General features: G+C 66.0%; 17 protein-coding genes. 11 read left to right on the top strand and 6 right to left on the bottom strand.

Annotated features, from left to right (window positions below; all coding sequences use genetic code 11):
- From ACREBX_RS09585 to ACREBX_RS09615, 7 genes are all read left to right on the top strand, one after another.
- Positions 1 to 1,881: CHASE2 domain-containing protein (locus ACREBX_RS09585; RefSeq protein ID WP_431561515.1), on the top strand; the 1,881-nt coding region annotated here is incomplete at its 5' end.
- On the top strand, positions 1,868 to 2,626 hold the full coding sequence (locus ACREBX_RS09590; RefSeq protein WP_431561516.1) for a hypothetical protein: 759 nt from the start codon (positions 1,868 to 1,870) through the stop codon (positions 2,624 to 2,626). The genes ACREBX_RS09585 and ACREBX_RS09590, both read left to right, overlap by 14 nt.
- A 183-nt stretch (positions 2,627 to 2,809) precedes the next feature.
- The gene (locus tag ACREBX_RS09595; RefSeq protein WP_431561517.1) at positions 2,810 to 4,633 is read left to right on the top strand and encodes a ShlB/FhaC/HecB family hemolysin secretion/activation protein; all 1,824 of its coding nucleotides are present in this window, start codon (positions 2,810 to 2,812) and stop codon (positions 4,631 to 4,633) included.
- Between the two features lie 29 nt (positions 4,634 to 4,662).
- Positions 4,663 to 12,462, top strand: a complete 7,800-nt coding sequence (locus tag ACREBX_RS09600; RefSeq protein WP_431561518.1) for a hypothetical protein — start codon at positions 4,663 to 4,665, stop codon at positions 12,460 to 12,462.
- Positions 12,463 to 12,511: 49 nt separating this feature from the next.
- Positions 12,512 to 13,999 (top strand): cysteine--tRNA ligase, encoded by a 1,488-nt coding sequence (gene cysS / locus ACREBX_RS09605; RefSeq protein WP_431561519.1) that lies wholly within the window; start codon positions 12,512 to 12,514, stop codon positions 13,997 to 13,999.
- A gap of 38 nt (positions 14,000 to 14,037) precedes the next feature.
- Entirely contained in the window at positions 14,038 to 14,394 is a 357-nt protein-coding gene (locus ACREBX_RS09610) for a hypothetical protein (RefSeq protein ID WP_431561520.1), read from the top strand.
- Positions 14,395 to 14,401: 7 nt separating this feature from the next.
- Positions 14,402 to 15,346 carry a D-2-hydroxyacid dehydrogenase gene (locus ACREBX_RS09615; protein WP_431561521.1) on the top strand — a complete coding sequence of 315 codons (945 nt, stop codon included), beginning with the start codon at positions 14,402 to 14,404 and terminating at the stop codon, positions 15,344 to 15,346.
- Here the strand turns inward: ACREBX_RS09615 and ACREBX_RS09620 are convergent.
- The 6 genes from ACREBX_RS09620 to pyk form a co-directional block, all read right to left on the bottom strand.
- Positions 15,343 to 16,191 carry a metallophosphoesterase gene (locus tag ACREBX_RS09620; RefSeq protein WP_431561522.1) on the bottom strand — a complete coding sequence of 283 codons (849 nt, stop codon included), beginning with the start codon at positions 16,189 to 16,191 and terminating at the stop codon, positions 15,343 to 15,345. The two genes, ACREBX_RS09615 and ACREBX_RS09620, sit on opposite strands and share 4 nt — an antisense overlap.
- Positions 16,192 to 16,234: 43 nt before the next feature.
- Complete coding sequence (locus tag ACREBX_RS09625; protein WP_431561523.1) at positions 16,235 to 18,169, bottom strand: cytochrome c3 family protein; 1,935 nt, start codon at positions 18,167 to 18,169, stop codon at positions 16,235 to 16,237.
- A gap of 16 nt (positions 18,170 to 18,185) precedes the next feature.
- Positions 18,186 to 19,067 (bottom strand): hypothetical protein, encoded by an 882-nt coding sequence (locus ACREBX_RS09630; protein ID WP_431561524.1) that lies wholly within the window; start codon positions 19,065 to 19,067, stop codon positions 18,186 to 18,188.
- The gene (locus tag ACREBX_RS09635) at positions 19,067 to 21,502 is read right to left on the bottom strand and encodes a cyclic nucleotide-binding domain-containing protein (protein WP_431561525.1); all 2,436 of its coding nucleotides are present in this window, start codon (positions 21,500 to 21,502) and stop codon (positions 19,067 to 19,069) included. The genes ACREBX_RS09630 and ACREBX_RS09635 overlap by 1 nt, the downstream gene beginning before the upstream one ends.
- Positions 21,503 to 21,738: 236 nt before the next feature.
- Positions 21,739 to 22,512 carry an arginyltransferase gene (locus tag ACREBX_RS09640; protein WP_431561526.1) on the bottom strand — a complete coding sequence of 258 codons (774 nt, stop codon included), beginning with the start codon at positions 22,510 to 22,512 and terminating at the stop codon, positions 21,739 to 21,741.
- Between the two features lie 198 nt (positions 22,513 to 22,710).
- Positions 22,711 to 24,165, bottom strand: a complete 1,455-nt coding sequence (gene pyk, locus ACREBX_RS09645; RefSeq protein ID WP_431561527.1) for a pyruvate kinase — start codon at positions 24,163 to 24,165, stop codon at positions 22,711 to 22,713.
- Positions 24,166 to 24,260: 95 nt separating this feature from the next.
- Here pyk and ACREBX_RS09650 point away from each other — a divergent pair, with 95 nt between their 5' ends.
- The 4 genes from ACREBX_RS09650 to ACREBX_RS09665 all read left to right on the top strand — a co-directional run bounded on the left by ACREBX_RS09650 (position 24,261) and on the right by ACREBX_RS09665 (position 26,057).
- On the top strand, positions 24,261 to 24,581 hold the full coding sequence (locus ACREBX_RS09650; RefSeq protein ID WP_431561528.1) for a DUF1244 domain-containing protein: 321 nt from the start codon (positions 24,261 to 24,263) through the stop codon (positions 24,579 to 24,581).
- A gap of 63 nt (positions 24,582 to 24,644) precedes the next feature.
- Positions 24,645 to 24,887, top strand: coding sequence for a DUF2312 domain-containing protein (locus ACREBX_RS09655; protein ID WP_431561529.1), 243 nt, complete (start codon positions 24,645 to 24,647; stop codon positions 24,885 to 24,887).
- Between the two features lie 37 nt (positions 24,888 to 24,924).
- On the top strand, positions 24,925 to 25,242 hold the full coding sequence (locus ACREBX_RS09660; protein WP_431561530.1) for a heavy metal-binding domain-containing protein: 318 nt from the start codon (positions 24,925 to 24,927) through the stop codon (positions 25,240 to 25,242).
- Positions 25,243 to 25,310: 68 nt separating this feature from the next.
- A complete protein-coding gene (locus ACREBX_RS09665; RefSeq protein ID WP_431561531.1) occupies positions 25,311 to 26,057 on the top strand; it encodes a YebC/PmpR family DNA-binding transcriptional regulator in 747 nt (248 codons plus the stop codon).
- Positions 26,058 to 26,130: the final 73 nt, after the last annotated feature.

Consider the following 26,130-nt stretch of genomic DNA (forward strand, 5'->3'; position numbering starts at 1 on the left):
CTTTACGACGCGCGCGCGACACTGATGGCGCCGCATGTCGAGCAGGATAAACGCATCGTCCTCGTCACCTATAATGACGAGACTTTGTTCAACACCGGCATCCGTTCGCCGCTCGACCGCACCTTGCTGGCCAATGCGCTCGGCAATCTCGACCAGATGGGCGCGAAGGCGATCGGCATCGATATTGCGTTCGATTCGCCGCGCCCTGACGATGATCTGCTGAAGGCGCAGCTGCGTGCGATGAAAACCCCGACCTGGCTCGCCTATGCCGAACAGGCGAGCAACCCGAACACGATCTTCTACGAACAGCAGAAATTCCTCCAATCCTATATCGCCGACGTCACCACCGCGAAGACAAAGCCGACAAGCGTATTGTTCCGCACCGACGACGACAGCGTGATCCGCAACTGGCCCGACCGGCCGAAGAATCTGCCGCCTTTGATGTCCAACGCGCTGGCGCCCATCGACGCGGCGCATGCCAATTTCCAGGGCAATATCCGCTTCCTCGTCCCCGCGCGCGCCGCCGCGGGACAGGAAGAGCCCGTCTTCGCCAACATCCCGATCGACACCTTCGCGCTGCCGATGGATGCCGAGATGCGCGCCGGTTTTTCGGAGCTGGTCAAGGGCCGCTATATCCTGATCGGCGGCGACATCATCGACAACGACCAGTTCAACACCCCGCTCAGCCGTTTTCCCGACGCGATCACCGGCCAGCATGAGACGATGATCGGGCTCGAGGTCCACGCGCATATGCTGGCGCAGCAGCTCGACAGGGCGTGGACGCGGCCGATCGCCGTGTCGGCGCTGTGGGTGCTCGCGGTGCTGATCGTTCTCGCGGGCGGGCTGACGAGCCTCATCGACCTGCGCGCGCGCTGGGTCGCGCTCGCTTTCCTCGGGCAGATGGCCTTTTTCATCGCCTTCCCTTTCTGGCTGCAGGGACGCGGCATCGACACGACAACGCTGCCCACCTTCGGCTGGGCGGTCGGCTGGCTGTTCGGTTACGCCGCGGTCGGCACCGCCGCACGCACCGTCGGATCGCGCCAGCGCGCCTTCGCGCAGTCGGCGCTCGGCAAATATCTGCCCGCCGACGTCGCGGCGCAGATCATGCGCGACCCCGACCAGCTGTCGCTCCACGGCGAGCGGCGCAATATCTTCTGCGTCTTCACCGACCTCGAAGGCTTTACGAAGCTCAGTCACGCGGTGACGCCGGAAACCGTTGCACGGCTGCTCAACGAATATCTCGATCGCCTGTCCGACATCGTGCTCGAACATGGCGGGACGATCGACAAGTTCGTCGGCGACGCCGTCGTCGCCTTTTGGGGCGCGCCCCTCAGCCGCCCCGACGACGGGCCGCGCGCCGCCGCCGCCGCGCTCGCCATGTATCAGGCGGGCGAGAAATATCGCGTCGACCTGGCCGCCGAGGACGTCCCGCCGATCGGCATGACGCGCGTCGGCCTCCACGTCGGCGACGCGATCGTCGGTAATTTCGGCGGCGAAGGGCGCATCCAGTACACCGCGCTCGGCGACAGCATGAACACCGCCTCGAGGCTCGAGGCGGCGAACAAGGGGCTGAAAACGGGCGTGCTGATCTCCGCCGAGGCGTGCGCGCGCTCGGGCCGCGACGACCTTGTGCCGATGGGCCGCGTCACGCTGCGCGGCCGGGCACAACCCGTCGATGTCTTCACCCCGCGCCCCGATCTTGACCCCGAACAGCGCGCGCGCATCGCCGCGCTGGCCGCCGCACACACCGCGGGCGATAAAAAGACCTATGTGACCTGTGCCACAGCAATACAGGCGGATTTCGGTCAGGATGCAGCCATCATGTTTCTGATAGAACGCCTGAACGAGACAAAAGAGGGAGAAAGCTATGTCCTTTCCTGATTTCCGGATGCGCCGCCTCGGCCTCTCCGCCGCCGCGGCCGTCGCCGCCATCGCCTGCGTCGGCACGGCTGCCGCCCAATCGATGGTCGTCCGCTCGACCGGCCCGTCGGCGAACAAATATCCCGCCGGTGCCAAGCTCAAATCCGCCGACAAGCTGACCCTCGTCGCGGGCGACAAGGTCGTGCTGATGCAGGCGGGCAAGACCCGCACGCTGTCGGGGCCCGGCACCTTTGGCGCCACCGGCACGGTGCAGGCGAGCCAATCGCTCGGCGGCAACGTCACCCGCATGCTCGCCAAGGGTCCGACGATGCGGTCGCGCGGCGGATTTTCGCGCGGTCCCGGCGATGAAACGCCCGCCAATGTCCGTGCGCCGAACCTCTGGCTTCTCGATTATCGCGAAGCCGGCACCTTCTGTGTCCTCGATCCGGCCGTCCTGATGCTGTGGCGCCCCAACATGGAAGGCGACACCGCGCTCGAGATCGAAAGCGCCGGCAAGAAAACGACGGTCGCGATCGTCGACGGCGCGAATTTCCGCAAATGGCCGACCGATGTGCTGCCGGTGCGATATGGCACCGATTATCGCCTGTCGGGCGGCGGCCTCGCCAAGCCGGTGACGGTGCGCTTCGCAGCGATGGAAAATGCGCCCGACACGGTCGAGGGATCGATCGACATGCTGATGGCGAAGAGCTGCTCGCCGCAGCTCAACCGCCTCGTCGACACGATGTCGGAAGCCGAAGCGGGATGAGGTGAATGGATGGGACGGCGGCCATTGTCCCCGTCTTATCCGTCTGATAATCTTCTGAGGAAATTCCGCCGGTCGCGTGACGGAAGATTTCCTTGGGTCGAAATTTGCTCTGCTGTTCTGCGACAGAGCAGTGGAGTTGGCGCGTCGCGATCGTCGCGGCGCGCCCATACGCAAGGGGTGGTGATGACCGTGTCGGGGGATATGGGACATAAGGCGATTGCTCGGCCGAGGCGCGCCGCGATCCGCAGCGCGCTGGCCGGTTCGGCGGCGGCAATCGTCGCGGTCCTGCCCGCCGCGGCGTGGGCGCAGGCGACCCCGCAAATTCCGACGCGCGAGGAAATCCAGCGCCCGGCGCCCCCTCCCGCCGTTCAGCCCAACGAACAGATTGTCGCGGTCGACGACGGCATCGAGCGCGCGCCCTGCCCGCTCGCCAACCCCGAATTCGCCAACGTCCGCTTCACCTTGCGCGGGGTCGAATTTTCGAGCGTCGAAGGCATCGACAATGCGTTGCTGACGCCGAGCTGGTCCCACCGCGTCGGGCAGGAACTGCCGATTTCGGCGGTGTGCGACATTCGCGACCGCGCCGCGACGATATTGCGGTCAAAGGGCTATCTGGCGGCGGTCCGCGTACCGCCGCAAACGATCGGCGACGGCGTCGTCCGGCTCGACATTCTCTCGGCGCGCATGTCGCGGATCGAGGTGCGCGGCGATGCCGGTGCGAACGAACGCCTGCTGCAACGCTATCTGTCGCGGCTCGACGACCAGCCGGTGTTCAACATCGTCGATGCCGAGCGTTACCTGTTGCTCGCGCGCGATATTCCGGGGATGGACGCACGCCTGACGCTGCGCCCCGGCATCGCCCCCGGCGAAGTCGTCGGCGAAGTCACCGTCACGCGCACCCCCTTCACCTTCGACTTCAACGCGCAGAATTTCGGCTCGCGCGACGTCGGTCGCTGGGGCGGCATCGCGCGCGCGCGGTTCGCGGGCATCACCGGCATGGGCGACCTCACCACCGTCAGCTTTTATGCAACCCCCGATTTCGACGAGCAAAAGGTCGTGCAGGCGTCGCACGAATTCCGCGTCGGCGGCGAAGGGCTGCGCTTCGGCGCCAGCTATACCTATGCCTGGACGCGTCCCGACATCAGCGGCTTTCCCGTCAAGTCGAACACCCAGATCGTCAGCCTGTTCATCGCCTATCCGCTCGTGCTGACGCAGGCACGGCGCGTGACGCTCGGCGGCGGGCTCGATTTCATCGACCAGGACATCGGCCTGGCCAGCCTCCCGATCAACCGGGACCGGCTGCGCGTCTTCAACCTCCGCGCCGACGCGAGCTGGATCGACCCCGGCTCGATCGCCGGGCGCGGCGGCTACAGCCCCAGCGAACCGCGCTGGTCGCTCTCCACTTCGCTCGAAGCCCGCAAGGGCGTCGATTTCCTTGGCGCCAGCGACGATTGCGGCCCCGGCGGCATGGCGTGCTTCCTGCCCGGCGCGATCCCGCTGACGCGTGTCGAGGGACAGCCCGACGCGTTTCTCCTCCGCGCCAATGCGCTCGCCGAATGGCGGCCGGCAAAGCTTTTCACGCTGTCGGCGGCGCCCCGCGCGCAATGGGCGAACGATCCCTTGCTCGCCTATGAGGAATTTTCGGGCGGCAATTTCACCGTCGGACGCGGCTTCGACCCCGGCACGGTGATCGGCGACAGCGGCGTCGCGGTGGCTTTGGAAGCACGCTACGGCTCGTTCGTTCCCGCCAATACCGAAAGCTTCGCCTTTCAGCCTTTCGTCTTTTTCGACGCCGCGTGGGTGTGGAACAAGGATACCGCCTTCGACGGGCTCGATCCGCAGAAACTCTATTCGGCCGGCGGCGGCGTGCGCGTCGCTTACGGCGATCTCGCACGGCTCGACATGACACTCGCCGTACCGCTCAACCGCGGCGGCTTCCTCGCCGAGCGGCCCGACCCGCGGCTGCTCATATCGCTGACCACCTTATTCGGCGTGAGGGCGCGCTGATCATGACCTTCTCATCCAGGACAACCGCCATGCGTGCCACTGCCACTCCTTCGCCGATCCGCAACGGCAAGCAGCGCCTGCTGACAAGCTGTGCGATCATGGCCGGGCTCGCCGCTCTCGCTTGCGGAGGCCCCGCGCTGGCACAGGTTGCCGGAACCGGCCAGGGCGTTACCGGCCCGGGACTGAGCATTCCCACGATTTCACCGCCGGGGCCGGGTTCGACGAACGTCGATACGACGGGGCTTCAGACGATCATCAACTGGACGCCGACAGATACGGCGCCGACGGGCGGCGCGATCGATTTTCTTCCCGCTGGCAACACGCTGAACTTCACAGGCGACGGCGATTATACCGTGCTCAACCGCTTCGTTGACGGCGCCGGCGGATCGCTCAGCCGCCAGATCGCGCTCAACGGCACGGTCAACAGCACTGACACCGCGGCGTCGGGCGCACGCGGCGGCAACATCTGGTTCTATAATGCGGGCGGCATCCTGATCGGCGCGACCGGCGTGATCAACGTTGGCAGCCTTGTGCTGACCACCAACGACATCATCACGACCAGCGGCCTCTATGGCCCCGGCGGCGCGATCCGGTTCAACGGCACATCGGGCAGCATATCGGCGATCACCGTGAATGGTACGATCAACGCCAACAATGCGCTTAATGCGGGTAGCGCCTATGTCGCGCTGGTCGCCCCCCGCATCGTTCAGGCCGGCACCGTCCGCGTCGACGGTTCGGCCGCCTATGTCGCCGCCGAACAGGCCGACATCCGCATCAACAGTGGCCTTTTCGACATCAATGTACTGGTCGGCGCCGAAGGCGGCAACGTCATCACCCACACCGGCACTACCACCGGCCCCGCGCATCAACAGGGCGATGGCAACCAGAGCCGCATCTACATGGTCGCCATTCCCAAGAATGACGCGGTGACGATGCTGGTGTCGGGCGCGATCGGTTATGACGATGCGCTGTCGGCGCAAATCGACCCCGACGGCGCCGTGCGCCTGTCGGCAGGCTATAATATCGTCGGCGGCGACCTTGCCGCGGCCCCCGTCAACGCCACCGCCGCCAATATCACCGCAGGCGACACGCTGTTCCGCAGCAGCACGATCGCGCGCGCCAGCGGCGCGTTCGTCGCCACGCCGACGCAAACGGTGCCGGCTACGCCGCCGCCGCTGTCTTCGGCGGGCCAGTTTTTCGTCGAGGGCAGCGGCACCTTCATCGGCGACGCCAGCGCCACGATCAACATCGGTGCGGGCCAACAGGGCGGCGCGACGGGCACATTTACGGTCCAGTCGGGCGGACGGGGCGGCACGCCGGGCAATGCGGCGGTTAACGTCTCGGGCGGCACGCTCTCGGCGCCGGGCGCCTTGACGATCGGGGCGTCGGGCACGCCGGACGCATTGACCGGCGACAGCCAGGGCGGCACCGCCAGCCTGACGATTACCGGCGGCAGCGTCTCCTCTTCGGGCGTGACGGTCGAAGCGAACGGCACCTCCGACGAGGGATCGAGCGGCGCCACCGGAAACGGACGCGGCGGCAATGCCAGCATATCCGTCAGCGGCACCGGCAGTTCGCTGACCGCCAGCAATATCCTTATCAACGCCGTCGGGCGCGGCGATAATATTTTTGTCAGCGGGCCGCCCGCCATCAACGGCGACGGTGTCGGCGGCACGGCCAGCCTGACCGTAGCGAACGGAGGTGCCGTCGGACCGGCGGCGCTGCTTTCCCTCGACGCGCGCGGGATCGGCGGGCTCGGCCTGACCCAGTCGGGCGATGGCACCGGCGGCACCGCGCGCGTTCAGGTATCGGGCCCGGGATCCTTCCTGTCGACGACGCAAAGTTTCGTCCAGGCCGGCGGTGACGGCGGCAGAAATATTGCGGGTTTCGGGATCACCCAGAATGGCGGCGATGGCACGGGCGGCACCGCGGAGGTGCTGATCAACACCGACGCGGCGTCGACGGTATCGCTGGGCGCCCTTGGCGCGAGCGCGCTTGGCCGCGGCGGCAATGCCGGCAGCAGTGCGACCGGCAGCGAAAACGCCCGCGGCGGCAACGCATCGGGCGGAACGGCGACCCTGACGGTCGACGGCGGCGTCAACGCACAATTCACCGCGATCACCCTCAACGCGTCGGCGCAGGCGGGCAGCGCCTTCACCCCAAGCGGCACGAGCGGCCAATCGGGCAACGCGCTAGCCAATGATGTGACGCTGGCCGCGGCGGGCGGCTCGACGATCACCAGCAGCGGGCTCATCAATCTCTTCGCCGTCGGCATGGGGATCGCGGGCGAGAATTACGGGACGGGAACCGGCGGCAATGTCGTCGTCAGCGCGACCAGCGGCGGCACGATCACCACCGGCAACCGGCTCATTGTCGAGGCGATGGGCGGAAGCACGTCGAACGCGATCGGACAGAGCGCTGGTGACGGGATCGGCGGCGACGTCGATTTCATCGCCGACGGCGGCACCATCCGCGCCGAAGTCTTCGAAGCCGACGTCAGCAGCAACACGATCAATGTGAGCGGCACGGGGGGCTCCGCGCAGGGTGGAACGATCGACCTGTTCGCACGCAACGGCGGACAGATTGTTTCGACGCTCGATGCGCCGAACGAATTCAACGCCGAAGCCCGAACCGGCGCCAGCGCGGCGGGCACGAACGCGACCGGCGGCGCGATCCAGCTGATCGCCAATGCCGGCACGATCGATCTGGGCGCCGGGGCGACGCTGATCGCCGGCGGTGTTTCGGGCGGCGCGACCGCGGCCGGCGGCGACATTTCGGTGGGTCGCGGCGGCTCGATCCTCGTTCGGGTGGCGGCTTCGCCGCTGAACAGCAGCGCCATCGACCTCGGCGACTTCGAGGCGTCGGCGGAAGGCCGCACCCAGGTCGATAACGAGAGCGCACCCGGACTTCCGGACGAAACGTCGGGCATGGGTCAGGGCGGCGACATCGACTTCGACATTCAGGGCGGGACATTGGACGCCGCATCGGTCGATGCCTCGGCGAACGGTTATGGCGGCAACGGAGCCAGCGACCGCGGCCTTGGCGTCGGCGGCACCGCGACCTTTACCCAGACCGGCGGCGCGGTGGACATCAATGATATGACCGTCAGCGCCGACGGCTTCGGCGGCATCGTAGAGGGCCAGTCGGGCCTCGGCGTCGGCGGCACCGCAACGATCAACCTGCTCGGCGGTTCGATCAACGCCGCCGACATCGTCGCGACCGCCGGCGGCATCGGCGGCGAAGGGTCGTTCGGGACCGATCAGGATCCGGCGAATATCATTCCCGGCGGGATCGGCGGCTTCGGTCGCGGCGGCACCGCGACGATCAATATCGAAGGATCGGCGGTTGTCGGCGCAAGCGTCATTCGGGCCAGCGCGATCGGCAATGGCGGCGCGGGCGGCCAGTTCGACAATTTCTCGAGCTTCGGCGGCGTTCCGGGCACGCCCGGCGCGGGCGGAGACGGCATCGGCGGCGATGCGACGGTGAATGTTCGCGGCGGTACGACGACCGCGAGCAGCATGGTCGCCAACGCATCGGGCATCGGCGGCACCGGCGGCAACAGCTTCTTCTCGAGCAGCAGCGGCACCGCGACCGGCCTCGGCGTCGGCGGCACCGGCGGTGCCGGGCGCGGAGGCACCGCGACGATCGCGCTCGAAACGCCGATCGGCGGCGTCGGGATCGCGAACAGCGTTGCGCTCGGCACCGGCGGCGCGGGCGGCACCCACAATGTCGGCGGCAACGGCGGCGACGGCTTCGGCGGTATCGCGCAGACGATCGTCACCGGTTTCGACGCCGGCGAGCTCGCGGTCACGCTCGATTCGACCGGGACTGGCGGCAATGGCGCCAATGGGCGCGACGGCGCGGGCGGCGACGGCGGCAACGCGGCCGGCGGCACGTCGCGGATGCTCGCCGAGGGCGCAGGGGCCAGCCTGACGGCGCTAGAAACCAATTTCATCACCGGCGGCACGGGCGGCAATGGCGGCGCCGGCCGGCTCTCCTTCGGCTCCTTCCCCACCATTGCGCCCGATGGCGGCAACGGCGGCAACGGTCAGGGCGGCACGATCGAGGTGGCCGCCAACGAAGGCGCGGCCGTCACGCTCGGTCTCGTCGTCGGCGACAGCGTCGTCCTCGGCAGCGTCGGACGCGGCGGGATCGGCGGCGCAGGAAGCAACGCCGTCGACGTCGCCGACAATCAGGCGGGCAATGGCGGCAATGGCGGTGGCGGGACCGGCGGCACGGTCCGCCTGATCGCCACGGGCGGCACGATCAGTTCAAATGCCGAAGCCATCGACATCACAGCGAACGGCATCTCGGGCGAAGTCGGCACCGGCGGAATGGGTCAAGGCGGCGGCGCGAACGGTGCAAACGGCGCCCCCAGCGCAACGCGCGGCGGTGTCGTCGTGATCGAAACGTCGGCTGGCGCTTCCGGCCCGGGCCAGATCGACCTTGGCCTGACGAACATTACCGCAAACGGCGATCTCGCGGGGCGCATCGAACTTCGCGCCGGCGGCAATATCACGCTTGCCGGCCTCGACGCGCAGGCGCTGGGTTTTGCCGCGCCCACCAACAACGACACCGACGAAGCACTCGCGGGCATCTTCATCGCGCCGACCGGCGGTACGATCGCCAGCCAGGGCGACGTCACGCTGACCACCGACGGCTCGGTCGGCGTTTATGCCCAGTCGAACGGGATGTTCGATGTCGACGGCATCCTGACGATCGCGGCGGGCGACCAGATCGATATCCGGCACGATTTCCGCGAAGGCACAGCGGCAACGTTACGCGCCAGCGACAGCCTGATCGCCACCGCGACGACCAGCATCAGCGCGGCGCCGGGCAGCCTGATCGGCTCCGGCGACGTGCTCTCGCTGACCGTGACCGGCCCCACCGGCACGATCGGCGTCGACCGGCTTGCCGGCAACGACATCACCCTCGGCAGTCTCGGCGCCACCAGCGTCGAGCATGCCGAGGCGGTCAATGATTTCACCGCGACGGCGGGCAGCTTCCGCACCGGGCTGAATTCGATCATCACCGGCGGCGACATCTCGATCACCTCGCCCGGCGCCGTCGACCTCGGCAATTCGACCGCAGGCGGCTTCGTCCAGGTCCAGGGCCAGTCGATCGCCTTCAACTCGATCACCGCCGGACTGTCGGTCGGGCTTTCGGCGGACGGGACGACCGCAGGCGCCGAAGGCATCAACGGCGGATCGATCACCGCGGGCGAGGACATCAATCTCTTCGCCAACAGCATCGCGCTCACCGGCACGGTCACGGGCGCGGCGTCCTTCTTCGCCTTCGGCACCGGCGGCGCGGTTTCGGTGAATAACGCCGACGTCGATGGGAATATCTCGATCTTCTCGGCCGCCGACCTTTCCGGCACCTATGTATCAGGCGGCAATATCTTCCTGAACTCGGACGCCAATATCGACGCCTCTGCGCAGGCGAATGGCGGTTATGTCGACCGCAACGGTGTCGCGGCGGAGGGCAATCTGTTCGTCATCGCCGCCGGCAATGCGACGCTCACCGACAGCTCGGCGGCGCGCATGTTCGGCGTCAACGCCGGGACCTCGGCGTCGATCGATGGCGCCACGGCGGGCGAAGACGTCCTCGTCATCGCGGGAACGACCGCCAGCCTGACCGACGTCACGGGCGGCGACGACATCACCGTCCGCGCCGCGGGCAATATCGGCGCGCTCAATGTCCGGACAACCGGCGCTGGCGCCGACACGCACATCCTCGATTTCTCGATGGCCTCGGGCAGCCCGACTTTCACCATCGGCACCGGCGAAGGGTCGCAAGGCATCAACGGCGCCGACATCGTGATGGCCTCGACCGCGGGCGCGATCGACGCGGCGACGCTGTCCGCCGGCGACGACATCCTGCTCAACGCCGCGAACAGCATCGCGCTCAACGGCGCGACGACGCTCGGCCTCGGCACCACGGGCGGCGACAGCAGTATTCGCACGCAGGGCGGCGCGACGACACTCGCGGGCCTCGATGCGTTCAGCGACGTCATCGTCGACGCCGCGGGCACCGCCAATCTGACCGGTGTGGTCGCGGCGGGACGCAATGCCACAATCAATGCGCAGGCTGTGACGCTCGCGGCGCTTACCGGCACGGGCGGCAACACGATCCCGACGCTGAACGCCGACGGCGATGTCGTCGTCAATTCAGCGGCGGGTATCACAGGCGGCGGCGTCCGCGCGCTCGGCAATGCAACACTGACCGCGGGGACCGCGATCGGCATCACGTCGATCGAGGGACAGGATGTCACGCTCTCCGGCGCAACCGGGGTCGCCGCGAACCAGGCAAATGTCCTCGGCACGACCAGTCTCGACAGCAGCGACGGCAATATCCAGCTCGGCAGCCTCATCGCATCGGGTACGATCAACGCCAGCGCCAATGCGATCAGCATCGAAGGCGGCGGCAATATGCATTTTGCGACGCTGACCACCGACGTGGGCGACGCCTATGTCCGCGGGGGCGGCGACTTCTCGGTCGCCAGCGGCACTGTCGCCGGCACCGCCGACCTGCGCACGCAGGGCGAGGCGATGAATATCGGCAACCTTACCGCCGCGAACGCCATCATCGAAAATGCGGGCGGCTTCCTCAATCTCGATACCGTCACCGTTGCGGGCAACCTCACCGCCTCGGCGCGCGCATCGCTCGGGATCAACGGCGTCGTCACCGGCCAGTCGATCTCGCTCGCCTCGGCAGGGATCGACATTGCGCCGACGGGGCGTGTCGGAACCGCAGGCGTAACCCAGCAGCTGTCGGTCGCCAACAACAACGCCGACAACCAGACGTTTGTCGGCGGCACCGCCGGACCCAACGGACCCAATGGCTATCATATCGACGCCGACGAGCTGACGCGCCTCTATGGCACGCAGATCGAAATCTTCGCGCCCGAAGTGCAGACCACAGGCCCGCTTTCGGTCGGGTCGGCCGCCCCGCCCGACGTCGTCATCGATACCTTGACGATGACCGGCGGCGCATCGAACTCCAACCTCGGCGCCAATGGCGCGCTGACGATCCGCACCCCGGGCAAGATGCGCGTGATCGGCAATGTCCAGTTGACGGGCCTTACCGATACCAACGCGCTCAACCTTGTCGCGGGCGATGCGCTCGAGGTCATTCTCGGCCGGGGCAGCGTGCGGCTGCTCGGCGCAAACAACGCGCCGGGCGGACAGCTCAATATGGCATCGGACGACATCATCGTCGCGACCGAGGCCGCCATTACCGCGGTCGGCGCGGCGACGACGATCGACGCGATCAATACGCGCCTCGGCCAGAATGACGGCGTCACTCTCGACGAAGGCGCGCTGTTCGCGCGCGGCATCCGCGCCGACGTCGCGGGCGGCTTCTATGTCCAGAACAGCGGCGCGGGCACCGATTCCGTGCAGCGCCGCGGGTTGACCTTCGGCGCCGGCGGGCTCGACGTGCGGACGCAGGGAACCTCGCGCATCGTCATCAACGGGGTACAGCTTGGCGCCAACGGCCAGATCACCGGCATCGACACGGTCCCCCTCCTGACGATCAACGGCGCGGCGCCAGTCGTCGGCAGCTATAATCGCCGGTCGACTTTCAACGGCTGCTTCATCGCCAGCCCGACCGCCTGCACCACCGTGGCCTTCGATTTCGAGAATAATTTCCCGGTCCAGGATATTATCGACGAGGAGGTCGACGACGACGGGCGCGGCGAAGGCAATAATTTCCCGCAGGCGTTGATCACGATGCGCGACATCGATCCGATGACGGGCGAGCCGCTGCTCGACGATCCGGTGACCGGCGCGGGCAACGACGATCTGTGGACGCCGCCGGCGCAGTAAGCCGCCTTTTGGTTGACGCCAGCGGGCGGAGCAAGGCATGGGCGCGGTTATGACCGAAGCCCCTGCCTTCCCGCTCAAGCTGTTCAACAGCCTGACGCGCAGCCTCGAAATATTCGAGCCCGTTCACCCGGGCGTTCCTGGTGATCCGGCTCGGCCGCCGGAGGCGCGCGTCTATAGCTGCGGGCCGACGGTTTATAATTATCCGCACATCGGCAACATGCGCGCTTATGTCTTCGCCGACACGCTTGGCCGCACGCTGTCGTACAAGGGTTACAAGCTCACCCACGTCATCAACATCACCGACGTCGGCCACCTGACCGACGACGCCGATGCGGGCGAGGACAAGCTCGAAAAGGCGGCGGCCGAGCGCGCCCGAAAAGGCGAGAAGACGGCGATCTGGGACATCGCGAAACATTATACCGAGGCCTATTGGGCCGACGTGAAGGCGCTGAATATCCGCCAGCCCGCGCACTGGTCGATCGCGACCGACTATGTTCCGGCGATGATCGCGTTCGCCAAGACGATCGCGGACAAGCATTGCTACGAGCTCGAAGGCGGGCTCTATTTCGACACCACTACCGTCGCGCACTATGGCAGCCTCGCACGCTCCGTGGTCGATGAGGGCGAAAGCCGCATCGATCCCGTCGACGGCAAACGCCATCCAGCCGACTTCGCGATCTGGCGCAAGACGCCCGCGGGCGAGACGCGCCAGATGGAATGGGATTCGCCGTGGGGCCGCGGCGCGCCGGGCTGGCACCTCGAATGCTCCGTAATGTCCGAAGCGCTGCTCGGCTTCCCGTTCGACATCCACACCGGCGGCATCGACCACCGCGAAATCCACCATCCGAACGAGATCGCGCAGAACCAGGCGCATAGCTGCTCGACCGACAGCGGCGCGCGGATGTGGATGCACAATAATTTCCTCGTCGACCGCAGCGGCAAGATGTCGAAATCGAGCGGCGAGTTCCTCCGCGTCCAACTGCTGATCGACAAGGGCTATCACCCCCTCGCCTATCGCCTGATGTGCCTGCAGGCGCATTATCGCAGCGAGCTGGAATTCAGCTGGGACGGCCTTGGCGCCGCGCTGACGCGGCTCAAGCGGCTGGTGATGGCCGCGGCCCCGGTTCGCGACGAAGAACCGACCGAAGCGACCGACCGCCGCCTTACCGACCTGCTCGCAAAGTTCGACGCGGCGATGTCCGACGACCTAAACACGCCGGTCGCACTTACGCTGCTCGAAGAAGCAGCGGCGATGAAGAAGATAGACGCCGGCCAGAAGGCTGCGGCGCTCGCCGCGATGGATGCGGTCCTCGGCCTCGATCTGCTGACGACCGCGCGCGCCGACCTGCGCGTCCGCCCGAAGACCGCGGCGATCGGCGAGGACGAAATCGAAGCCACGCTCGCGCGCCGCAAGGACGCCCGCGCCGCCAAGGACTTTGCCGCATCCGATGCGCTGCGCGACGAACTCATTGCCGCCGGGGTCGAGGTGATGGACGGCGACCCGCTCGGCTGGGACTGGCAACCCGACGCCAATTAGAGGCTTGTCGCAGGCCCGCGGGCTGCTAGCCTCGTTGCATGTCGCAACTGATCTGCTGGCTTCTTGTCGGTCTTGTCCACCTGATCCCGGCGCTGGCTTTGTTCCGGCCGGCGCTGATCACGCGCCTCTATGGCGTGGCGCCGGAAAACCCGATCTTCCTGCTGATGCACCACCGCGCCGCACTGTTCTTTGCGGTGCTCGTCGCTTGCGTCTGGGCCGCCTTCGATCCCGGTGGGCGCAAGCTCGCGACCTTGCTCGCTGCGATCTCGATGCTCGGCTTCCTGTTTTTGTATCAGTCCTATGGGCGCCCCGCGGCGCTCGGCACCATCGCGCTCGTCGACCTCATCGGCCTCGTCCCCTTGGCATGGGCGGGCTGGCACGCATTTCAGCAGTAGGAAAATCATGACCAAGACCGTCACCGTCCTTTCGGGCCTGATCCGCCCGCTAGTCGAAAACCGGCTGCCCGACTGGGTCGAACCCAAATTCTTCGCGTCGAAGGAGGAGGCGCTCGAACTCGCGCCGCAGGCCGAGATCGGCTGGTTCGACATGTACGACAAAAAGGACATGGCGGCGATCATCTCCGCCGCGACCGGGCTCAAATGGCTCAATTCGATCTACGCCGGGGTCGACGGCATGCCGCTGGACCTGCTCCATGCGCGCGGCACGATCGTCACCAACGGCACGGGGATCAACGCGATCACCATCGCCGAATATGTCGTGATGGGGATGCTCACCGTCGCCAAGGGCTACCGCGATGTCGTCCGCGCGCAGGAACGCCGCGAGTGGCTGATCGATTCGCCGGGCAAGGTCGAGCTGTTCGGGTCGAAGGCGCTGCTGCTCGGCTATGGCGCGATCGGCAAGCTGATCGAGGAAAGGTTGAAAGCCTTCGCGGTCGACGTCACGATCGTCCGCCGTTCGCCGGGCCCGAACACGCTGACCCCCGACCAGTGGCGCGCGCAGCTCGGCGATTTCGACTGGGTGATCCTCGCGGTGCCCGCAACCCCCGAAACCGACGGCATGGTCGGCGCGGCGGAGCTCGCCGCCATGAAGCCGACCGCGACGCTCATCAACATCGCGCGCGGCAGCGTCATCGATCAGGACGCGCTGGTTGCGGCGCTCGACGGCCAGCAGATCGCCTCGGCCTTCCTCGACGTCACGACGCCCGAACCGCTCCCCTCGGACGATCCGCTGTGGAGCCTCGACAATGCGCATATCACGATGCACCTGTCGGGCCGCGCGCAGGACAAGATGTTCGTCCGTTCGGCGCAGCGCTTCCTCGAAAATCTCGATCGCTGGAAAAAAGGCGAAGCCGTCGAACCACGCGTCGACCTGTCGCTCGGCTATTAACGCGGCCGCTCGGCCTTCAGCTCGCGCACCAGCGGTTGCAGCCGCTCGTCATATTTGGCGAGCATCGTATGCGCCCCGGCATGGTCGTAGAAACTGACGAGTTCGCGCCCGTTCCAGCGGTGGAGGGCATAGGCGGGGTCTTCGGCGACGATCATCGGACGGCCGTCGGGCTTGTTCTCGTCGATGGGCCGGAGGTCGAGCGAGACCTGCGGCGCAGTCGACGAGCAGATCGCGACGGTGCGGCCTTCCCACGCAACGGTGACGCTGCGGTGAAGGTGGCCGCAGATCAGCCCGCGCACCTGCGGGTGGCGGCGGACGACGTCGGTAAAGACCGCGACCCATGGCTCGTCGGGGTCGGTGTTCATCCACTCGATCCCGCTCTCGACGGGCGGGTGATGCATGATGATATAGGTCGGCTTGGTCTGGTCCTTCGACAGTTCGGCCTCGAGCCACGCCGCGCGCCGCTCGCAGAAGGCGCCCCCGTGACGCCCTTCCTCGAGCGTGTCGACCGTCACCAGCCGCAGTTCGGGAAGCTCGATTGTATATTGGACGAAACCATTGCCGTCGTCGAAGCCCGGAAAGCGCGCGTGGAAATTGTCGCGCAGATCGTGATTGCCGACGCTCGGCCAGACGGGAAAGGGGCACCGCGAGAAGGCGTTGGCGAGGCGGCGATAGCTGTCGTCATCGCCGCGGTCGGTGATGTCGCCGGTGGCGAGCAAAAGGTCCGGCCGGTTCGGACCGTCGATCAGCACGTCGAGCACCTCGTCGAGGCGCTTGCGGTTATATTCGGCCGGATTGTCCGGATCGAATCCGATATGGATATCTGTGATCTGTGCGATCAGCATATCCGTCCCCTGCTCCCGCCGGTCTGGCCCGGCGACCCAAAACCTATCCGCCCTGCCTTACCGCGTGCAAGGAAGGTGTGCGCCATGTCACTTCGTAAAGGCCCCGCCCCCCGGTTCCTGTGATCATGCTCACACCATAGCTAGCACCAACACGTTTATTTGTGATTGCGGCGGTGTTTTTCTTGCGCTGGCGCGGCGGAAGCCACGGTTTGCCACCGTCCGAATGATATTCGTGGCACATCGCGCAGGGCGATTCGGTCGCGGTTTCGACCTTCACCACGCGCGCGCCGCCCTCGCCGACATGGCAGTCGCGGCATTGGCGCAGGCCGGGCACGAGCAGGTCGGTCGATGTCTTCGACGCGGGCGCGGCGGTGTGGCAGTCGGCGCATTCGGTTTCGCGGTGCGCGTCATGGTCGAACCAGCCCTTTTGCAGGAAGCGCGGCGTTTGGTTGACCGGCATCACGCGCCAGCTATTGCCCGCCTGCGGCGCGAAGATCGTGTGACAGTCGTAACAGGCGCCGCCTTTCGAGAAAACTGCGCGAACGGCATCCTGCGCGCGCGAGGGTCGCGTCGCGACTTCGTTGAAATAGATGTTGTAGACCTGCCCCTCGGCATAGCCGCCCGGCCGCCGACGCTGCATCCCGCCGAGCTGGAGCGGCCGTGCAGGCGGCGCCGAGCGATAATAGGCAGTCAGGTCGGCGACGACCTGATCGGGCTCGCCGTGGCGCAGCGTCCGCGTCACCCCGCCGACGGTTTCGAAGGCGAGGCTGTGGCACATCGCGCAGTCGCGCTCCATCTCGACCGGCTTGACGCGCACCCCGTCGGCCTCGACGCGGTGGCAATTCACGCATTCGAGCTTCTTGCCGAAATCATAGCGGCCGCGGAAGCTCGCCGCCATGCGCGCAACCCCGCCGGTCGCCTGCAGGTGCATGTCGTGCGGGAATTTCAGGCCGTTATAATCGACCGTGCCCTTGCCCGGCGCAGCGCGCACCAGCTTCGCGCCCGGCGCCGAGCGCACGAGGGGGCGGAATTCGGGATGGCTCGTGCCGAAATCGGCGGCATCGGCGAGCATCGTCGGATGCCCCGCGGTCTTGAGCCGCGCCGACATCCCGTCGTGGCAATCGGCGCAGAATCTTTGCGGCGTCGCAGGCATCGGCCCGGAACCCTCATGCTCGGTATGGCACTCGACGCAGCGGCCCTGCGGCTTGTTGAAGGTCTTGGCAAAGCCCGCCAGCACCTTTTCACCAATCCCCGGGGGATGACGCGCCGCGAGTAGCATCGCAGCCGGCGCATTGGCGTGCGCGGTGCTCATCGCCTTGTGTTCGCCCGTGTGACAACCGACGCACGCCTTGTCAGTCACCGCGACGAACGGTTCGACGTGGCACGACTGGCAGTCGTCTTTCAGGCTGGCGTGCGCACTCGATAGCGGGCCCGAGAGCCACGCGCTGTCGGCATGATAGCCATCGGGGCGTTCGTCGACATTCTTGTAGCTGTACCACGCCCAGATCGGCCCGATCAGAAAGGCGAGCAGCATCAGCACGCCGAACAGCCACGCCCCCATCCGCTTGCCGAGCATCACGCCCTGCAGCGAAAATGTCTTCGCCTCGTCGACATCCTTCGACGATTGCGACAGCTCGTCGATCCGCTCGACGAGCAGGATGATGGCGTCGCCTTCGCGCGCGATCGTCAGCCTGTGGCCACCAAAACGCAGTTCGGCACCCGCAGCGCTGTCGACATCGGCGGCGTCAACGCTCCGGCCGTTGAAATCGAACCCCAGCCCTTCGCTCGCCTGCACGCGAACATGACGCCCGTCGGCGCTGCTGATCGCCGCATGGTGTGGGTTTACCGCCAGATCGGCAACGTGGATTATGTTGCTGCCTTCGCGGCCGAGCGTGATCGTATCGCCGGGCAGCGCCTGGTCGCGGACGATCTGCTTGCCGGTCTTCGTCGTCGAAATGCGGCGCAGGATGAAGCTCATGGTCCCCCTCCCCACCTTACCAGTAGAAGAAGACGCTGACGATGTGCGCCGACAGCGCCGCGATCAGCGCAAAGGTCAGCGGCACATGCACGTAAAGCCAGATTTCGAGCAGCGCGCGGATCTTGAGATGCCGGCGCAGGCGCGTCAGCGCCGCCTCCTTCTGCTTGAGCAACCCGACGACCTTCTCGCGCGCGTCGCGGTCGCTGCTGTTCGAGAGCGAAAGCGTGCGCAAAGCCGTAGCAGTCGCGCAATCCGGATAGCGGCCCGACAAACGCGCCATGACGCCGCCCGCAAACGGATCCTCGTCGAGCGCCGCCAGTACCGGCGCGGTATCCGCGGGCGTCAGCGGCTGCGCCGCGCTGTGCAACTGCCGATCGAAGGCGCGGATCGCCTCGAGCATCTGCATCTGCGTCATCTCGTCGCGATTGTTCGACAGCGCCGCGGGCAAGGTCGCATAGACGATCACGCCATAGAGCCCCGACAGGATCACGAGCATCATCAGTGCCCATGCGAGCGTATGGACGTTCCAGCCGAGCTGGAATCCCGTATGCCAGGTGCCGACGACGATCAGGCTGAGGCCCAGATAGACATGCGCCGATGTCCACGCTTTCAGCGACCAGTGATCGCTGGTCATCTTGCGTTTTCGATAACCGAGCGCGGTGAGCCAGAGGATCAACGCCGCGCCAATCGTGCCCAGCGTATAGCCGTACCAGCTGCCGCCATTGTGCCGCGGCGTCACATCAACCAGCGCGTAGCTGACGATAATGAGCAGGCAGAGCCCGCCCGAAATCTTGGCCCAGCGGAAGCCCGCATAGCGCAGGAAGCCCTCGTGCCGCCGCTCGCGGACGCGTTCGGTCTGGGTTGCCTTGGTGCGGCGGCGCTGGAAGAGGCTCGCCATCAGTCGGCGTCTTCCTGGAGCCGCGCGATCGACAGGAACTCTTCGGGCGAGACGCGGATCGCCGCGCCGGTCGGGCAGGCGCGCACGCACGCCGGGCCGCCCGAAATGCCTTTGCACATGTCGCATTTGACCGCGATCTTCTTGGGCTTCTCGTCGCCCAATTGCTTCTTGGTCCATTTGGGCGAGGGCTCGCCCGGCCCGGGGCCAAAGCCGGTGAGCAACCAGCGCAGCAGGCTGGGTTTCTCGGGCGGCGCGGCTTCCATGCGGATCACGCCATAGGGGCAGTTGCGCATGCAGTTGCCGCAACCGATGCAGCCCGGTTCCATGAACACTTCGCCGTCGGGGCCGCGGTGGATCACGTTCGGCGGGCAGTCGGCCATGCAGTGCGGATGCTCGCAGTGGCGGCAGCTTGTCGGCACATGCAGATGCGCGAAGGTCTTGCCCGCCTCGCGGTCGAGCCGCGACAGGCCTTCGTGGCTGTCGGCGCACGCTTTTTCGCAATTGTCGCAGCCGACGCACAGATTCTCGTCGATCAACAGCGCGTCGGTCGCCTCGCCCAGCCCTTCCTTCATGATGAAGGTCGCGGTGTCCGAATAAAGATCGACCGCGCTCGAATAGCTCGCTTTCCGCGATTCGATGAAGCTGTTCATCGCCGCGCGCTCCGCGACGGCGGCCTCGGTCGCCTCGCGCACCTGCGGCCGCTTGGCGAGCATCGCCTTGAACTCGTGCCCCTTCAGCCGGATCACTTCGCTCGCGACCGCCGCCTTGACCGTGGCGTTGCGCGGCGCGCCGCTGAGCACCGCCATTTCGCCAAAGAAGCTGCCCGCGGGTAGATAACGCAGGAAGATCGGCTTGCCGCCAATATCCTTCTCGACGACCATCGATCCCGACCGGATGACATAGACGTCGTCGCCCTCGTCACCCTCGGCGAGCACGATCTTGCCGGCGGGAACGCGTTCGATCGCCGGATCCTCGACGATCGGCTCGAGATCCTCGACCGTCAGCCCGCCCTTGAAGATCTGGAGCAGCTGGCGCTCGAGCGAGATGCGGTTGATCACGCGCTTCGCGCCCGGCACCGCGGCCATCAGCTTGAGCGCGGCGGTACGCGATACCTCGACGAAGATGCTGTCCTCGCCCGCGCGGATCGTCGCACCGCGCTTGCGGCCCGAGATCAGGCCGACTTCGCCAAAGATCGAGCCCTCCTCGATCGGCACGGTGAAATCGGGGCCGACCTCGACCACCGCATGGCCGTCGGCGATCGCAAACAGCGACGAACCCGGATCGCCCTTTTCGAACACGACGTCGCCCCTGGAATAAAAGGCGACCTTCGAATCGAGCATGAACTCGCGCATCTGGAGCGGCGAGACATCGGCGAAGATGCGGATGCGCGTGCGCAGGAAGTCGAGCCATTCGGTGACCGATTTCTGTTGCGGCAGCTTTTCGAAAATCGCCGCCAGATCCTTTTCGTCGGCCGGGGTCAGCGCCTTGTTGCCGTTCAGGAACTCGACGACGTCATAACCCTGGTTCATGCAATGCTTGATCAGCGGATAACCCGCGAGCGCGCCAATGACATAGAGGCCGGGCACGGTCGTTTCGAAGGTTGGCGACAGTTTCGGAAAGGCTTCCCGGTCGGGTCCGGTAAACTCGATCCCCATCGATTCGACGAAGCCGCGCGGCGCGACCGAGCCCAGCCGTGCGACGATCACGTCGCATTCGATCCGTTCCTCGCCGGTCGGGGTTTCGAGCGTCAGCCAGCCCGGTTCGACCAGCTTCGGCTGCGTCTCGGTGCGAATCGACATGAAACCATTCTCGCCCGCCTCGGTCATGTCGGCGACGTTCTTGGCCTTGGCGCGCGCGAAATCTTTTGAGCGGTTGAGGATGGTGACGGTGTTTTCGAGCGCTTCCTCGGCGACGCCGAGCGCATTTTCGATCCCCGCGTCGCCCGATCCGACGACGGTGATATGCTTGTCCTTGAAATCCTCGGGATCGTCGACCTGATAGATGATGTGCGGCAGGTCGTAGCCGTCGCAGCGCATGCGGTTCGGATTACCCTGCGTACCGATCGCGAGGACGATATTTTCGGCGTGAAAGACGTCGCCCTTCGCGGTCTTGATCGCAAAGGCGCCCTTCTCGCCCGTCACTTCGGCGACCTCGGCGTGATACGCCACATTCACCTTGTTGTTCGCGGCATCCTGGTCCCAGTTGCCGAGGATATATTCGCGCGCACCCTCGGCAAAGCGGCAGTCGGACCTGAGGTCGAGCCGTTCGGGGGTCGCGAGCACGCGCTTGCCCTTTTGATATTTGAAAATCGTGTCCGACAGATGGTCGGTCTTTTCGAGCAGGACATGGCTGAGCCCGAGCTGCGCCGCGCGCGAAGCGGCGCTGAGCCCCGCAGGCCCCGACCCGATGATCGCAACCTTGACCGGATCGCTCATGCGCGCACCACCGGGCGGCGAAAGCCGCTCCTTCGCTTGCTGGCCATGATGCTGACGAACGCGCGCACAGGTATCCTTTCCCCCTGTCGCCAGCCCCCCGGCGAATTCATAACGGATGCGACCCGGACTTATGTCCTGGACGCAAAGCTATGCCCTTGAAAGCGAGGAAAGGTCAACCGGTGGCGGCGAGAAACCCGCCGTTGCGAAACGTTCTCAACTTGGCCTCAACTCGCGCGTCAGGCGAGCTCGAACATCGCGGCAATGCGCTCCGACTGGGTCGGCTCGAAGCGCGACCATCCATCGGGGCCCAGCTTTTCAAGCGGACGGAAGCGCGCCTTGTATGCCATGCGCGCCGACCCTTCGATCCAGTAGCCGAGATAGACGTACGGCAGGCCCGCCCGCGCCGCGCGCTGGACATGATCGGCGATGATATAGGTGCCGAGCCCCTCGCGCATCGGATGCGCCGCATCAAAGAAGCTGTAGATCATCGACAGGCCGTCGCCCTGCCGGTCGGTCAGGCAGCAGCCGACAAGGCGGCCCTTGCTGCCATCCGCGGTCGGCTCGCGATATTCGATCATATAGCTGTCGACCGGGGTCTGCTCGACCATGTCGGCGAAGTCCTGCTCGTCCATATCGGCCATGCCGCCATCGGGATGGCGCGAACCCAGATAGGAGCGCAGCAGCGCATATTGCTCTTCGGTCGCCCACGGCTTGCATGCGTTGGCGACGAGATCGCCGTTGCGGCGCAGGTTACGCTTCTGCGAGCTGCTCGGCGTATATTCGCCCGCGCAGACACGCACCGACACGCAGGCCGAGCAATCGGCGCAGCTCGGGCGATAGGCGACCGACTGGCTGCGGCGGAACCCGATGCGGCCGAGCGCGTCGTTCAGTTCGTTCGCCGAGTTGCCGCTAAGCTCGGTGAACACCTTGCGCTCGGTCTTGCCCGCCAAATAGGGGCAAGGCGCCGGGCTGGTGACAAAAAAGCGCGGAAAACGGAACGGTGCGGACACGCGGAAAAAACCTCCGGACTGGCGATGCGGAGCCCCCCGACGCGGGTCCGACGCGCTACATCCACCAACTATGCCAAGCGGCGTCAATGGTGCAAAGCGCATTTACCATTTTTGCGCGTCCCGTTCTGAATCAACCCGAAAATTTTCTGAATAGCCCGGCAACTGTTGTGCCGATTTGAATCGACTAAGCCCCGAATCCTAACTGTAGTCGCGCAGCTCGTCGCCCGTCAGCGTCGCGACGTGCAGCACATTGGTCGATCCCGGGGTGCCGAACGGAACACCCGCCATCATGACCAGCTTTGCGCCGGCCTTGCAGATGCCATGGCGCAGCGCCATGCGCTTGCCCTTGGCGATCATCTCTTCGAAACTGCCGATGTCCTTGGTCGGCACGGCATGCGCCCCCCACAAAAGGCCCATGCGCCGCGCCGCTTCCTTCTTCGGCGTCAGCACCAGCAGCGGAGCGTCGGGCCGTTCGCGCGCGACCCGGCGGGCAGTCGATCCCGAAAAGGTGAAACAGATGATCGCGTCGGCGCCGATCGTGCTGATGATGCTGCCCGCCGCCTCGGCAAGCGCGTCGGCGGTCGTCGCGTCGGGATGCGTTTCGGTGAAATGCAGGCGGCGGAAATAATCGGGATCGCTTTCGACCGAGCGCGCGATGCTGTCCATCATCGTCACCGCCTCGACCGGGAAAGCGCCCGCTGCGGTTTCGGCCGACAGCATGATCGCATCTGCGCCGTCGTAGATCGCGGTCGCCACGTCGGACACTTCAGCGCGCGTCGGCGAGGGTGAGGTGATCATCGATTCGAGCATCTGCGTCGCGACGACCACGGGCTTGCCCATCCGGCGCGCGGTCGCGACGATCCTTTTCTGGAGCGGCGGCACCGCTTCGGGCGGCAATTCGACCCCCAGGTCGCCGCGCGCGACCATCGCGGCGTCGGCAAGCTCGAGGATCTCCTCGATCCGCTGCACCCCCGACGGCTTTTCGAATTTGACGAGCAGCGCCGCCTTGCCGCCGATCAGCGTGCGCGCTTCGGCAACGTCTTCGGGACGCTGCACGAACGACAGCGCGATCCAGTCGACATGCTGTTCGAGCGCGAAGGTCAGGTCCTTGCGGTCCTTTTCGGTCAGCGCCGCGAGCGGAACGACGACGTCGGGGACGTTGACGCCCTTGCGATCCGAAATCTTGCCGCCGACCTCGACCACCGTCTCGATCTTGTCCGGCGCGACGCTCTTCACGCGCAGCACCAGCTTGCCGTCGTCGATCAGCAGGCGCGTCCCGGCTTCGAGCGCGGCGAACAATTCGGGGTGCGGCAGGTGGACGCGCGTCGCGTCGCCTGGCGCCTTGTCGGCATCGAGGGTAAAGCTCTTGCCGTTCACCAGCTCGGCCGGGCCATCCTTGAAGGTCCCAACGCGCAGTTTCGGTCCCTGCAGGTCGACGAGGATCGTCGTCGGGCGGCCCGTGTCCTTTTCGAGTGCACGGATCGCCGCGATCACCTTCGCATGGCCGGCATGGTCGCCATGGCTCATATTGACGCGAAAGGCGTCGGCGCCCGCACGATGCAGTTCTGCGATCATCGCGGGGTTGGCGCTTGCGGGACCGAGGGTCGCCAGGATGCGAACCTTGCGCTGGCGAGGGATAAAGGTCTGAACCACAAATGCTCCAATAACAGGGGGACGCTAGGGCAATGCCGCCTTGATGATACGAAGGCAACCGCCGTATAGCTATTCAATCATTCAACGGAGGAACCATGTCCTGCAGCGACGATCAGACGACCGGCAACGACGCGCTCGATAGCCTCGACGATGCCGCTGCCGCCGCCGCCTTTCGCCGCCTCGTCCGCCTGCTCCGGCATCGCAGCGACGCGGCGAACATCGACCTGATGGGGCTCGCCGGATTCTGCCGCAACTGCCTCGGCGACTGGATCGCCGAGGCGGGCGACATGGACAGGGAAACCGGCCGCGCGATTGTCCACGGCATGCCGACGGCGGAGTGGAAAGCACAACATCACACGGCCGCGACCCCCGAACAGCTCGCCCGAATGGAAGAAAGCATGGCCAAAAATCCCTGACCTCGTTAGGGACGCGCCAGCCGCGATTCTCGCGCCGACCATTTCCATCTACCGGAGCCAAAAATGAGCGAAGCCACCGTATCCGACGAACAACTGCGCCTTTTCATCGAGCGCATCGAGCGTCTGGAAGAAGAGAAAAAGGGCATCGCCGACGACATCCGCGACACCTATAATGAATCGAAATCGCAAGGTTACGACCCGAAAATCATGCGCCAGATCGTCCGTCTGCGCAAACTTCCGATCCACGACCGCAAGGAAATGGAAGCGATCCTCGACGTCTACAAGTCGGCGCTTGGAATCGACTAAAACGCAATCGACTGACGCCCCAGCCAGGAGAGTGACGATGTTCAGCACCACAACCAACAATGTCGAGGGCCATCCGGTCCGCGAATATCTGGGCATCGTCACCGGCGAGGTGATCGTCGGCGCCAACCTGTTCCGCGACCTGTTCGCGTCGATCACCGACATCGTCGGTGGCCGCTCAGGCAAATATGAGGACGTCCTCGCCCGCGCGCGCAAGGAGGCGATCGCCGAGATGGAAGCCGAGGCCGCGCGCCTCGGCGGCAATGCGGTGATCGGCGTCGACCTCGACTATGAGGTACTGGGGCAGAATGGCTCGATGCTGATGGTCAGCGCGTCGGGAACCGCCGTCACTCTGTGACGCTGTTGTCACTTTGCGAGCGCCGCGCTAGTGCGGCGTCACATTTCCCGTTTCGATGGAGGTAGGCCGTGGCCGGCCATAGTAAATTCAAGAACATCATGCACCGCAAGGGTGCGCAGGATAAAAAGCGCAGCACGCTTTTCTCGAAGCTCGCACGCGAAGTCACCGTCGCGGCGAAGATGGGCCTGCCCGATCCCGACGCGAACGCGCGCCTGCGCGCCGCCGTCAACGCCGCCAAGGCGCAGTCGATGCCGAAGGACAATATCCAGCGCGCGATCGACAAGGCCGCGGGCGGCGAAGGCGATAATTACGAAGAAATCCGCTACGAAGGCTATGGCCCCGGCGGCGTGTCGCTGATCGTCGAGGCGCTGACCGACAACCGCAACCGCACCGCGACCAACGTCCGCACCGCCTTTGCGAAGAACGGCGGCAACCTTGGCACCAGCGGCAGCGTCAGCCACGGTTTCGACCGGCTGGGCATGATCAGCTATGCCGCAAAGGCGGGCGACGCCGACACGATCTTCGAAGCCGCGCTCGATGCCGGCGCCGACGATGTCGAATCGTCCGAGGACGGCCACGACATCTGGACCAGCGTCGATAGCCTGCACGAAGTCGCGAAAGCCCTCGAGGCCAAGCTTGGCGAAGCCGAAGGCGTCAAGCTCGCCTGGCGCCCGACGCTGAAGAGCGAAATCAACGACGAAGCGACCGCGCAGACTTTGTTCAAGCTGATCGACACGCTCGACGACGACGACGACGTCCAGACCGTCTGGGGCAATTATGAAATCCCCGACGCGGTGATGGAGAAATTGGGTTGATAGAAATCCTCCCTGTCGCGAAGCGATGGGGAGGGGGACCGCTCGCGAAGCGAGTGGTGGAGGGGCTGCGCCC

Origin of the sequence: Sphingopyxis sp., from assembly GCF_050725655.1 — a bacterium.
Lineage (GTDB): Bacteria > Pseudomonadota > Alphaproteobacteria > Sphingomonadales > Sphingomonadaceae > Sphingopyxis.